The 12,681-nt window shown below is 56.4% G+C and carries 12 protein-coding genes and 1 other RNA gene; 3 read left to right on the top strand and 10 right to left on the bottom strand.

Translation table 11 applies throughout. The features are described 5' to 3' along the window. Positions 1-8: 8 nt before the first annotated feature. The 10 genes from RBB63_RS14555 to RBB63_RS14510 all read right to left on the bottom strand — a co-directional run bounded on the left by RBB63_RS14555 (position 9) and on the right by RBB63_RS14510 (position 8,509). Entirely contained in the window at positions 9-2,120 is a 2,112-nt protein-coding gene (locus RBB63_RS14555; RefSeq protein WP_309385539.1) for a type II secretion system protein GspD, read from the bottom strand. Between the two features lie 67 nt (positions 2,121-2,187). After that, positions 2,188-2,703, bottom strand: a complete 516-nt coding sequence (locus tag RBB63_RS14550; RefSeq protein WP_309385537.1) for a hypothetical protein — start codon at positions 2,701-2,703, stop codon at positions 2,188-2,190. A gap of 12 nt (positions 2,704-2,715) precedes the next feature. Continuing rightward, a complete protein-coding gene (locus RBB63_RS14545) occupies positions 2,716-3,309 on the bottom strand; it encodes a hypothetical protein (protein ID WP_309385536.1) in 594 nt (197 codons plus the stop codon). After that, a complete protein-coding gene (locus tag RBB63_RS14540) occupies positions 3,306-3,965 on the bottom strand; it encodes a hypothetical protein (protein ID WP_309385534.1) in 660 nt (219 codons plus the stop codon). Before RBB63_RS14540 ends, RBB63_RS14545 begins: the two co-directional genes overlap by 4 nt. 5 nt (positions 3,966-3,970) lie before the next feature. Continuing rightward, on the bottom strand, positions 3,971-4,390 hold the full coding sequence (locus tag RBB63_RS14535; RefSeq protein WP_309385532.1) for a hypothetical protein: 420 nt from the start codon (positions 4,388-4,390) through the stop codon (positions 3,971-3,973). A 6-nt stretch (positions 4,391-4,396) separates the two neighbouring features. After that, a complete protein-coding gene (locus RBB63_RS14530; protein ID WP_309385530.1) occupies positions 4,397-4,999 on the bottom strand; it encodes a hypothetical protein in 603 nt (200 codons plus the stop codon). A 622-nt stretch (positions 5,000-5,621) separates the two neighbouring features. Further along, the gene (locus RBB63_RS14525) at positions 5,622-6,437 is read right to left on the bottom strand and encodes a pseudouridine synthase family protein (RefSeq protein ID WP_309385528.1); all 816 of its coding nucleotides are present in this window, start codon (positions 6,435-6,437) and stop codon (positions 5,622-5,624) included. A 215-nt stretch (positions 6,438-6,652) separates the two neighbouring features. After that, complete coding sequence (gene rpsT / locus RBB63_RS14520) at positions 6,653-6,913, bottom strand: 30S ribosomal protein S20 (RefSeq protein ID WP_309385526.1); 261 nt, start codon at positions 6,911-6,913, stop codon at positions 6,653-6,655. A gap of 78 nt (positions 6,914-6,991) precedes the next feature. Continuing rightward, positions 6,992-7,378: RNase P RNA component class A (gene rnpB, locus RBB63_RS14515), an RNA gene on the bottom strand. 147 nt (positions 7,379-7,525) lie between these two features. After that, positions 7,526-8,509: a glycosyltransferase family 10 domain-containing protein gene (locus tag RBB63_RS14510; protein WP_309385524.1), complete on the bottom strand. Its 984-nt coding sequence runs from the start codon at positions 8,507-8,509 to the stop codon at positions 7,526-7,528. Positions 8,510-8,834: 325 nt separating this feature from the next. On the opposite strand from RBB63_RS14510, the gene RBB63_RS14505 reads away from it, so the two are divergent. The 3 genes from RBB63_RS14505 to RBB63_RS14495 all read left to right on the top strand — a co-directional run bounded on the left by RBB63_RS14505 (position 8,835) and on the right by RBB63_RS14495 (position 12,600). Continuing rightward, complete coding sequence (locus RBB63_RS14505) at positions 8,835-8,981, top strand: hypothetical protein (protein ID WP_309385522.1); 147 nt, start codon at positions 8,835-8,837, stop codon at positions 8,979-8,981. An 80-nt stretch (positions 8,982-9,061) separates the two neighbouring features. Further along, complete coding sequence (locus RBB63_RS14500) at positions 9,062-11,038, top strand: sialate O-acetylesterase family protein (RefSeq protein WP_309385520.1); 1,977 nt, start codon at positions 9,062-9,064, stop codon at positions 11,036-11,038. A 146-nt stretch (positions 11,039-11,184) separates the two neighbouring features. After that, positions 11,185-12,600: a vWA domain-containing protein gene (locus RBB63_RS14495; protein WP_309385518.1), complete on the top strand. Its 1,416-nt coding sequence runs from the start codon at positions 11,185-11,187 to the stop codon at positions 12,598-12,600. Positions 12,601-12,681 lie beyond the last annotated feature (81 nt).

Below are 12,681 nucleotides of genomic sequence, written 5' to 3'. Positions count from 1 at the left end.
ACTTTACCTTATTCTTCCTCATCGGTTTCATCGGTCTCGCTGAGGGTGCTCACCCGCTCAAGCAACTCAAGCTGAGCCTTGTCGTTGGAGAATTTCGTCTGCAAATCCATAATTTGCTTAAACGCATTGGCTTGCTCTTCTGGAACTTGATAGCCCGGAATCTCGTTCTCCAGGATGCCCATTTGGTAAAGCACGCGTGGGTCGATGATGTCCTTGTAGGTCGTGCCGTCGGGATTCAGCGTCTTGGCGGTGATAAAGATAACCAGGTTGCGACGGGACGTGATTTTGGTCGTGGACTGGAACAATTCGCCCAAGAGCGGAATTTCGCTCAGGTAAGGCACGCTCGTGTCCTGGTCGTTGGTCAATTCTTCGATCAAGCCGCCAATCGCCAGCGTAAAGCCGTCTTTCAAGATCACGTTACTCTGCGTTTCCGTGGTCTGGATAATCGGGATGGTTGCGCCACCGGCGCCGCCGAAGGTCGTGCTCGTATCACTACGGGAAAGCTGCGGACGAACGTTCAGGCGAATAAAGCCAGCGCTGTTCACATTCGGCGTTACGGAGAGAATTGTGCCGATGTCTTTGTATTCGAAGCCGCTGACCTCGAAAGAACCGGTTTCATCGTTAAAGGTATAGCTTGGAATCGGGAACTGCTCGCCGATAACCAACTTGGCTTCTTCGCCATCGAGAGTAACAAGAGTTGGGTTATTAACCAGCTTGGCGTTCAGATCCTGTTGCAAGAAGCTCAAAATCACATTGAATGCATCTGCGGAGAAGACCGCAGTGTCCGTGCGGGCCACATCATTGAGCCAACTCGTATCGCCCAGTACCGCCGTGTTGAATGCGGAGTTCGCAACGGTCTGCAGCGAAGACGCCGTGTTGGACGAGAAGGTGCCTGGAATGTCTTGGTTGGTCGTCAAGGAATTCGTGCTGTCAGTCTCATTTTCAGTGATTCGCTCAGACTCCGTTGAATTCTCGCCAATGCGCCCGGAGGTCCGGGTGTATTCACGATTGAACGGGCCAGCGGTGACTTGATAGCCCTGCAATGACTGCCAGTTAATACCAGTGTCCTTGCGGTCGTCATCGGTGATTTCGATGAACTTCGATTCGATCATCACCTGTGGGTTCGGGCGGTCCAGGCGCTCGACAATCGCTTGAATGTCATTCATGCGCGAAGGGCGCTCAGTCACCAGCAACGCATTGGTGCGCTTGTCAACCTGCACGCGACCACCATTAGTGGAGTCGATCAGTGGAGCCAGGGAGCCTTGTAGCGTGTCGGCCACTGCGTAGTTGATCAGAAATACACGGGTAACAGTCGGCTCATTAGTGAGCTCGTCGATGCTCTTGATCTTAATGATGTTGCGGTCAACGATGTAAGTGTAGCGCAGTGGTTCGAGAACGACTTCAAACACTTGCCGCCAGGTAACGTTGCGCAGCTTAATCGAAGTGCTGCCCTGCAAGGTATCGGGGATGACAACGTTCAGGTCATAAAGATCGGCCACGTTGCGGATAATCGTCCGCACCTCTTCCTCTGGAAAATCAACCGAGATAGTGTCGTCCTCGCCCATGAGCGTTTCCATGTCGGCCTCTTCGGTGGGGAACTCTACCGTGGCGGTTCCGCCGCCACCGCTGAAGTCGATCTCCATGGCTGGAATCTCCACTGCTTCGCTCTTTACGCTTGGCGCGCCATTAGCGCCCAGAACTTCCTCGGTGACCGTCTTCTCCTCGTTGACTTCGCGGATCGTCATGCCAGACTGGTCTGGCGCGTAAGCGGTGGCGGGCTCGGCAGGCGATGCCGCGCTGCTGCCGCCAGAGGAACCTCCAGTTGAGCCATCAGCGGGGGCCGCCGGAGCTGGTCGGGAGCCAGTGCTGGCGCCCTGGACTGGATCAGAACCTTCCAGGCTCGACCCTGCGTAGGGGATATTCGTGTTGGGTGAGGGGATCGAAGTGCCGATCATGTCTTCGGCATCATCGTCCGTGGGCTCAACCGATGGGTCATCCGCCGCAGTCTTCGAATCTACCTCATCTATTTGTTCTTGAGTTTGTGCATAGCCCGCAGGCGTCCATGCGAGATTGGCGATAACTGCAAGCAGCGCCAGGAGCGAGAGATTCAAGTGCTTCATATCGATCAGGAGTTTGTCGTTCAGGCAGTGGCGAAAAATTAACAGGAGAGAATTACGAGTTGTGTGATTAATCACGTTTAACACCGCGACCGGAACCAGCATCGATCTTGCGAACAAGCGATGCGTCATCCAGCCGAAGAGTGAAGGAATCAGTGGTCACATCGGTGACCTTGATGATGTAAGGCTTGCCACCGTAGTTAACACGGATGGAGCTGCCATCGGCCAATTGGCCCTTGTCTAAAATAAGGACCCCCTTGCCACGCTGAAACATAACGCCAGTTGGCATGATTTTAGGGGATATCTTATCGAGAATTTCTTGATTGGAGACCTCAACAACCTCAACGACTGGCGCTGGCTTGTCGTTAACAATGACCGGCTTGGGGGCTTCCGGCGCTGGTTCAAATTCAAAGAGATAACGGACCGACGGAATTTCCTTCTTCGCCTCAGGGTCCGCAACCTGCAAGCATTGCCGACAGTCTTTGAGCAGGTTGATGCGCTTGGTCCGGGGCGTCACAACGTTGGCTGCCTGGGCCAGAACTGGCGCCAACAGTAGCAGCAGGATGATGCGATGGATATTTTTCATAGCGATGCTGCGTTACTTTTTCTTGCCCTTCTTTGGTTCTGCCTCCGGCCGTCTTTTGGCCAGACCTGAGATGTTCAGCGAGGCGACGACCTCATACTTGCCGCTGGAAGGCTTGGGGCTGATCGAAAGACTGTTCACCCGCATCAGGTAATCGCCAGTGCGCAGCTCATATAGGTAATTGAGCACGTTTTCGTAACTTCCCTGAATCGACACGCTGGTGAATTCAGCGGACGCGTAGGTTTTCAGGCTTGCCGGGGCCGAGTAGGATGCTGCGGGCGGATCGTTCGCGTAGCGAATCTTGGAGCGCTCCCCCATGGCCAGGAAATAACGGTAATTGGCAGTGATGGAATCGGCGTCAATCAGTCGTGAATCGACATTGGCGACAAGCTTGTTCAACTCGTCCAGATTGGCCGCCAGATCGACTGCATTGCTGCTATTGCGGCTGATGATATCCGCTTCTTCCTGCAGGGTGTCATACTCAGCGTTTAAATTGGGCAAGTTGCTGCTCCGCAGGTAAGTGAGCGCCAACATCACGATGACAATCAGCACACAGATGGCCGCCAACGGATATTGCTTGAGCTTTGTGAGTATCTGCTGGGAATTCATGACGCCTCCTTCAGGTTAATGACGATGGTGAACTCAAACAGACCAAGCTCTTCGTTACGTGTCGGCCGATCCTCATCAATGGAATCCACGCGATCCTTAAAAATGGGTAGCTCGCTCAAAATTTTCTTATAGGCGTTGACCTGTTCCAGGGATTCCTCGTCGTTTCCTTTCAGGACAACCCGCAGCGTGTAGCGCGGGGAAACCACTAATTGCGGGCGGCGCGTCGTCCCGACATTGCGCGTGTAACTACCCACCACCAGGCTTTGCAGAGCGATCGTCTTGGGGCGCGACTCAGAAAGCGCCATGATTACGTCCAGCGGGTATTGGTAGCCCCTGTAGAAAGACAATAAATCCTCAGCTTGTGGCGTACTCTTATTGAACTCGCTGCTCAGCTTGAGGTTGTTCCGATTATCCTTGGACTTGGCCTGTATCTGCGCCTGTAAGTCTTCGATTTGCGACTGGACCGACATCGCCTGGAACTCCTGGTAGATAAACCAGCCCGACACGATAATCGCCAGGGCCAACGCAATAAAATTGACCAGGAAGTTCGTGCGGACTGCCTTAACGTCCGGCAGCACATCATTGTCCCGGAAATTAGGACGCCAGTTGGGCGCGAATCCGCTGTTATCCTTAGCTTTAGCTTTTTTCTCGGCCATCGTGACTAGGATTTCGGCGCATAATCGCCCATGAGACTGAAAAGACCAAACCAACGCGGACCCAGACTACCCAGGTCAACGCCGCTTGCCACCTTGATGCCCTGGTGTTCGAGCCAGGACTCATAGTCAGGCTTGAGCACATGCACGCCCAAAGATTTGGACAATGTTGTGCCAATCCAACTGAGATTATCGGGCGCCAGCCCGAGGAAAATGTTGCCGATGGTCTGACCAGTTTGCACTTCGTAGAAGCCGGTCGAAGCTTGTAGCTCCTTCATCAACTTCTTGAGCAAGACCTGCCCCATCTCCGCAAAGTCAAAGGTGCTAGAACCAAAGAGCTTCTGGGCGGATTCCTCATCCTTGAGGCCCAATTCCTTTTGCACGATCGGATACATGCTGCGCAGGCCGTAGGGCACCGGACGCGCCACATCGAGCTACTTGCCATTGCACACGAGCACCATGGCGTCCTCGTAACCCATTTCCAAGATCAGCGTGGGTGATTTCTCACCTTTTAGCTGCTGGTAGTCGAGCACCGCGCCCACCGTAGCGACTGAGCCAATTTCCACACGCGTGGGGAAAATGCCAAAATCGATCAGGCGTTGCTGCTCAGCGGCCAGGGCGGCCCGTGGCGCGCCGCAGAAGACCAGCTCCTTACCCGACGCTTTATCCGTGCCAAACTCCCCGCCGCCAGCGGCGTTGAGCACCGACATCGCGTAGGTGGCGACATCGATTTTAAATTGATTTTTCAGGAACTCCGGCAAATAGGCCGGGTCTTTAGTTTTGGCTGGGTTATCCAGCGTCGCTCGGCGAATCACCCGAGTCGGCGGATAAATGCCACACACCGAATAGGCGTACTGTATTTTAGGATTCCCTACCAATGACAGAATCGTGGAGCGAATCGACTCCACCCCATCACTTAATGGAATCTCCTCAATACCTTCGATGGTAATGGGCGGCTCCAGGCTGGAGGCGCGCGCAACCAGAAGAGAAAACTCAGAAAGTTCTACAAATAGCGCTTTGGAACTACCCTTGGACATCGTTAAAAGGCGAATACTGACGCCGTCCCCAATAGGGTAAAGACGCAGCAATAGTTGGAGTGATCAGTGTGACGAACAGTTCGCATAATAGCCAGCTAGCGAAAAATTAACTACCCACCGGCCCCTTATTTCACAAGGAAAAAAAATTCATGTGACAACGTTTTTGTCCCGATCTATGAACGGTTTACACTTGTTTCACCAACTGGTGATTCCGAGTAAACCCAACCCCCTAGTTCGCAGGCAGAGAATAGGCTAGCCAATCACGCAAGGATTTCTGAGGGCGCTCCAACCGCGCACGCCCATTTCAACCACCAGCAAGCAAACCGGCCCAACATCCCCAGAAACACAAAAAGCCGACGGGCAATCCGTCGGCTGTGCATACAGTCGTCTCGCGGCAGCAAGAGCCGCAACCCGGATATTACCAGGTGCGCTTCTTGTGACGATTTGCGTGCGAGCGTTTACGACGCTTGTGCTTGTTCATCTTCAGACGACGCTTCTTCTTGAGATTGCCCATGAAAGGTAAGGGTTTTGTGACTTGTTGGTGCTAAGTTGGAATTTGGAAAAACCGCCTATCTTGCGCTGTGATCTTCGTTTGTAAAGGCCAAAGTCGAACAATCTGCGGCTACTTGAATTCACGCCAGATCTGCGCCAAACGCCCATCAACACGGCTCTCCACCGGCGTAAAGCCCTCCACGCCATCAATCGCCTCGATCCGCGTGAGGTGAATCAGCGGCCGGTCGACTATGGCGCCCTTGAGCCCCCGCTTGCCCAGTAAATCCTTCCAGGACAACGCCTGCGGGCCGCCATACAGCGGATCTCCCGGCAGCTTGAGCCCAATTTCCATGGCGTGCAGGCGCACCTGATGCAGCCGTGGCAAATGCGTGGTCGCCGTCCAGATTTCATACCCTCCGCACTGCGCCTTGCGGCGAAACTCCGTCCGGCTCTTCTTGCCCGTCTTGTGCGAAACCAACATCCGCGGTTCGGACTTGTGGCGCGCCTTGTGGCGGGCAACCGGCAACTCGCAGACAGTCCCGTCAGCCACCTCTCCGTTGGCGACAGCCAGAAATTCATACGTGAACACCAACTGCTGCGAGCCAAATGCGTTGCGCCAACGCTCCACCCCGGCGCGCGTCACGCCGAGCAGCAACAAACCACTCACCTCAGGCTCCACGTAATTAACCGCCAGCGCGACATCCATGCCCAGCCGCTGGAGCTCGGCCTTTTCCTCGCGCAACTGCGCCTGCAGGCAAGCGATCACACAGGGGAAATCCCGGTAAAATGGATGAGCGTCGGAGACAACTCCGCCCGGCAGATCCAGGGCCAGCAGACCTTCTGCGGGCTGCCCCGCCGCCAGGCGCACTGGCTCAGGCCCCAGCATGGGCGGCGGAAAGCCGATTTTCAGTTCGCTGTCAGCATTTAAGAGAAGGGTGTCGGGCATGAGTGGGTGCTACAACAGCACAGGCGGTTTAAGATGTATAGTTTTAAAACCAAGAAGGGACAACGCTCCAACGATCATTTGCACCATGTGCAAATCTTTGGCCGCAGCGGCGCGCCGCCAATCGGTCCAGCCAGAGGCTGGCGGCACATTGCCTGCAAAAAACCCCCACCGCCGCTGGGCAATGGGAGTTGGTAAATCCAAATAATGGACGCGCCTTACTTGGCGGCTTCGAAGATGTACTTCGAAATCGCGGACTTGTGGCGGTTGGCGGTGTTGGTGTGGATGATGTTGCGCTTGGCGGCCTTATCGAGCGCCGATGCGTACTCAACCGCAACCTTCTTCGCCTCTTCCGGTTGCTCGGAGAGGGACTGAACCTTCTTCGCCAAAGTGCGCAGGCGGCTGCGAACGGCGCGATTGCGATCCGTGCGAGTCGCGGTCTTACGAATGTACTTCTGGGCTTGTTTGGTGTTAGCCATGGTCTGGTAAAGGTGTTGGAATGTGGAAAAGCCGATCAAAAAATGCGGATTTTGGCGGCGTGTCAATCGTGAAAATGAAGGTTTTCGGAAAGCGTAAGCCGGATTCTGTGCGCCGCGGGCCGAAACCCATGGCGTGCTCCCATTCATCTGTAAGGCCGAAGCCTTGCCTCCGCCGAAGCGAAATGCGACTTACCCGGGGCTTTAGCGGGCGGGCAACCCGGCCCCCTACATAGTCTTGCACCGGATTGGGCTTGCCGTGCCGCCTTGGTTACCCAAGACGCGGTGGGCTCTTACCCCACCTTTTCACCCTTACCCTCCGAGAAGGGCGGTCTGTTTTCTGTGGCGCTATCCGTCAAACGGCGCTTGAACGCCGCCTGCCCCCACTTTCATGGGGAATCCTGCCCTGTGATGTCCGGACTTTCCTCAACTGTTTCAAAGAACGGCTGCGAGAGCTGCCTCCCGAAAACCAAGCGAGCATCCACGCAAATCGACGAGAAAAAAGCAATCATGGAAAAATAGGTTCGAATGTTTGGAAGTTCGGATGTTCGAAAGTTTGGGAAAACGCCCGTTATCCTTGATAGAACCTTCGAACTTCCGAACTTTCAAACCTAATTACTCCACATCCGCATTCGCATAGCGGGGGCCCAGGGTTGCGTTGGGGGCCAGGAAGGGCGCGTGGAAGCCCCAGCGCTTGCGGATGTCGTAAACGACGTCGCTGAAGTAAAAGTGCGACCGCCGCTTGTCTGTACTGGAGAAGATTTCCTCCAACTGCGGCAGCAAATAATCGTCACGGAAATACTTCGTGGGCTCGTTGTTCGGGAAATACGGCGCTTCGTGATACTTCGCCTGCAATTGCTCGTCGCGGTCGACTTCGAGGATGTAGTCGATGGCCTCGGCGTCGCTGGCGAAGTCCGCAATGTCGATAAAACTGGCGGGGTTAAAATCCTCCGCGACATCCGGGTTGCCCCAATAAATCGGGATGCAGCGCGCGGCCATCGAGTGGTAAAGTTTCTCCGTGGTGTAGCCCGGCATGGCGTAGTTCTCCATCGACAGGCAAAAGCGACCACCTTTGATGAACGCATGCTTGTCGGCCACCGGCCCGCCCACGTTGTTAAATGCGCGGCCACCGGAGTCCACATGCCGTTGCGCGTGGAGCTTGTGAAAAAATGACAGGCGTCGCGCCGTGCGCCGCGGGTTGGCGTTACTGGTGACAAACGAACAAAAGCGCGTGCGCCGGCCCCGCAGCGCCGCCTCTGCCGCCGCGTCCTGGCGGATGAGCGGCTCCGGCCCCTCGCCGACGAGCACATAGAACGGCAAGCGCAGGTTACGCGGGTCCTTCAAGTCGCGGAAGGTAAACGAGTAGTCGCACACGCGGTAGTTCGGCACGCGATCCTCAATCGCCACGTAAATCCGGCGCGCATCGATGTTGCGGTGCTCCTCCGCCTGCCCGTCCGAGTAGAAAACGAAGTCCGGATCATCGGATATCTCCACATTGCACAGCTTCTGGATCTGACGCACAAAGAAGTGCCGCTCCGGGCGAAAATTCTCCCAGAAATCCACAAACGCAATCTTCAGTTTTGGCCGTACCGTCTCCATCGAAGCGCCACACCCAAAACAGAAACCACCGCCGCGCCAACTTTTTTCAAAAAAATGTCCGCAGCCTATCGCCCAACCCCCGGAAAAGGCCAATTTCGGCGCCCACTACCACGAGTGAAAGCCACTCACTATTAGTCACTGGCTTTGGCTAATAGCAAAACGACGCATTTTGCGCCACCGAGGCCTAAAAAGCAGCCAACTGAGCCAACCAAGCCAACTGAAGCAACTGAGCCAACTGAGCCATTTACGGTTCTCCTGCACGTTGATATAATGCGGACCATGAACTCAATCAAACACTCCCCAGCGTCCCGCGAGGCCGATTCCCTTGCACATAGCGCAAATCCCACTCTCCCAGGAAGGCTACTTTCATCAAGCAGACAAGGTGGCGCGGATCGTCCGCAGTTTCATCCTGCAGCCAACAGAGCGCATGCGGATCGAGACGGTCCGCGCCCCCTTTGGCATTCAAAAGTGAAAACTTTTATCGATTGACCGAGTAATCTAGCAATAACAAGTTATATAAACAGCCTCCCCCCTCGAAACTCATTATACGTTATGCACCTCCCCCCTCTTACCAAATTCCTTGGCCCCTGGTCGCTCAAGCGCGGCGCCATCGCCGCATCCTGCCTGGCCGCCGCCATGGTCGCAACGTGCACGCTGTTTGCCCAACAGACTGCCTCCGATCTGCGCGTGGCGGAAATCTTCTCCAGCAACATGGTGCTCCAGCGCGACATGGACGTGCCCGTCTGGGGCTGGGCCAATCCAGGAGAAACGGTCAACGTCCGCTTCGACGGCCAAACCGTCAGCGCCAAAGCCGACGCCACTGGCAAGTGGATGGCCAAGCTCCCCCCCATGCAGGCCAACGCCGACGGCCAAACCATGACTATTGAAACCAGCAGCGGCGACAAGGAAACCTTCTCCGACGTTCTCGTGGGCGAGGTCTGGCTCGCCGCCGGACAATCCAACATGGTTGCGGGCGGGCCCGACAAACCCACCGGCGTCTACCCCTTCCACCAGAGCCCGAACACCGCGACCGCCCCCATGCGCTTCCGCGTCTTCGGCTTTGGAACCAACCAGGAGCCCGTTGAGCGATTCCCCGACGTCTACCGCGACGACGATGACCGCGAATGGAAAGAGCTCGAGATCCGCAACGAGACCGCCATCCCCCAGTATTTCACCCGCGTCGTCCGCGATGGCTTAAACGTGCCAGTGGGCATGATTCGCGTGGCCTTCCCCGGCACCAACCAAACCGCCTGGATGTCCAAGGAAACCCTGGAGCAATTCGACGGCCGGGGCGGTAATTACTACCTGGAATACAAGGGCATGAAGGACAAACAACTCGCCGAAAAGCCCAAGGAAACCACCGACGGCGAAACCATCTCCACTTTCGAAGCATTTACCGAATATCAGCAAAAGTGGATTCAGGACCCCAAAGGCAAAGGGCGTTACCCCGGCGGCAAACTGCGCGAAATGGACTTCGTTAACTGGCCCACCACCCTCTACAATACGCGCATCCACCCGCTGGCGCCGTTTGCGATCCGTGGCGTCATCTGGCATCAGGGTGAAGGCGGCCCACGCGGCGGCTACGACGAGCGACTGATCGCCATGTTCCAGCAGTGGCGTCAACTCTTCGGCCAGGACTTTTACGTGATCTGGGGCACCCTCAGCCGCGACAACAGCAAGAGCCCCCCCCTGGCCCCCGCCCGCAGCGATTTCTACCGCTCTACGACCAACAGCGAAATCCGCAACGCTATCCACCTGGCGGACGACAAGATGGAATACGTCGAGTTCTACGACCTCGGCCACTGGAACACCCACTGGATCGAAAAAGCGGAGTCCGGCCGCCGGATGGGCCTCGCCGCCCTGGACCTCGTTTACAACCAGGACCACCTCTACACCGGCCCCCGCGCCGTAGACATCAAGGCCGAAGGCGGCGCGGTTTACGTGAAGTTCAGCCACGTGGGCGAACGCCTCATCTTCGAGCCGTCCATCAACGGCAACAGCGGCGTCATCCTCGTATCACCGGAAAAGGAATCCCGCTGGGCTGAGGTGGAGGTGATCAACCAGGACACCATTAAGGTCTCCCACCCCGACATCGCCGACGTGGCCATCATCGCCTACGGCGACGCCGTCAACCCGCTGGAAACCTTGTTCAACTCCGCTGGCCTGCCCGCCTCCCCCTTCACGGAGAATTTTGCCGATCTGGGCCGCTACAAAGAGCCCGACCAACCCTTTAACCTCGTTGAACCCCTGGAGAAAACGAAAGCCAATCTGGGCATCGGCCACGTTCGTCGCGACGGCTACTCGTTTGACCTGACGGGCAAAAAGACGCCCGACGTGCAAGTGAAGGCCTACATCCCCGCCGAATGGCCCAACTTCACCGTCCAGACCCGCGGTAAGCCGGTCGATTTCGAAACAACCGAGGTCGATGGCCAGCAATTCGCCGTCTTCACGGTCAAGACCGATGGCGCCCCGTATGCAGTCACCAAGAAAGCAAGCGCGGCCAAGTTTGCCCCGATCCACCGTTATTAACAGGAATAGGCCTTATTAGCCGCCGCTCAAATACTTGATAGAGATTGACAGCCTCCGTGTGAACCCTTCTCATGCGAAGATGGTCTTAACGTTATGGTTAGGGCCTTTGGCGACTTCACGCATCACCTCCTTGCCCGGATTTACCCATGCCCAGAAAGAAAAAAGTTAACCTGCCTCTGATCGAAGTGGTTGCAATCAGCCTCATTGCCCACGTGGCTGGGTTGTTCGTACTCGGCGGCCTGACGATTTGGCAGGCCATGAAGCCCGAAAAGCCGGAGCTGGAAGCGCCCGCCATGCCCCCTCCCCCCCCCGAGCCGCCTCAGCACCAGGTAACGCTGAAGGATTCGCAAAAGAGCAGCGCACGCCCCAAGGCCCGCATCGCGGTGACCAACATTTCGCAGATCAACCTGCCCGACCTCGATGTCAACATGCCCGTCGTGGAGTCCAAGGTCGCCGTCGGCACCGGTGGCGTCGTGGGCGGTCGCGGTGGTTTCGATGGCGGCGGCGTGGACTTCTCCCGCTCCGCAGTGGACTTTTTCGGCATTAAGGACAACGGCGAAAACGTCGCCTTCATCCTCGATACCGCCAAGAGCATGGTCGAAAAGCAGCGCGGCGACGTCTGGGGCTACGATGTGGTTAAGACCGAGATCGCCGGCATGATCAACAACCTCAAGCCAGGCACCTTATTTAACATCTACGCTTTTGACGACAACCTGGAAGTCTTCCGCCCCAAGCCAGTCGCCGCCAGTGTGGCCAATCGCCAAGCGGCCGGACGCTGGATCGAGCGCTTTTGGAAGTGGGAAAACAACCGCTTCTCTTATCAGGGCGCGCGCGGATTCGACATGATCCCGGACATGACTGGCCTGCCCATTCGCCGCGAAAAGCTCGTTCGCGTATCCGGAGCCAAAGACGATCCCAAAGCCAAATTTGAACTCCAGCCCCTCTCCGAGGACATGCAAAAGCGCGGTGAAGGCAGTTCACGCATGGACATGGCCATTCTCGCCGCTGCCGAGAATGGCGCTGACGCCATCTTCATGATCACCGATGGCACGCCCAGCCTGGCTCGCGCAGTCGACGACAAAGACCTGAAGCGCTATCAGCAGGCTTACGAGGAATACCATCGCAAGAAGGAAAAATGGCACGCCTCCAAAGAGTGGAAGGAGTATCAAGAAGCCTTGAAGGAATTTCACAAGAAAATCGCCGATTATCAGGCGGACCGCAAACGCCGCGGCCTGCCGCCAGAAATCAAGGAGCATGGCTACCCGGGCGGTTTCAAGCGCCCTGACGCCCCCAAGGAAGTCGGCTGGCCACCCAGCTTCTGGCACCGCATGTCCAGCGAAATGTTCGTCGACATGGTGGGCGACCGCGTGAAGGAAATCTATCGCCAGGTCCACAAAACCCAGCTCCCCCCCCTCCACGTCGTAGGCTACTCCACTGGCGATAAAGAAAAGAAAATCATGGAGCAGCTCCAGCGCCCATTCCGCGGCGGCAAGTTCCGCAAGATCGAGGAAAAAGACCTCAAGGAATTTGCGGAAAAGGACGGCAAGGGAAGCCAATCCTAGGAGTAATTTTCAATCAGCATTTGCCCAAAGGCGCAGCCTCCCAAACGGAGCTGCGCCTTTTCATTCGAAGCTTTTCCGGCT

Origin of the sequence: Cerasicoccus frondis (assembly GCA_031296915.1) — a bacterium.
In the GTDB taxonomy this organism is placed as follows: domain Bacteria; phylum Verrucomicrobiota; class Verrucomicrobiia; order Opitutales; family Cerasicoccaceae; genus Cerasicoccus; species Cerasicoccus frondis.
The sequence above is the reverse complement of the archived record's forward strand: the minus strand, read 5'-3'. Positions and strand labels throughout refer to the sequence as shown.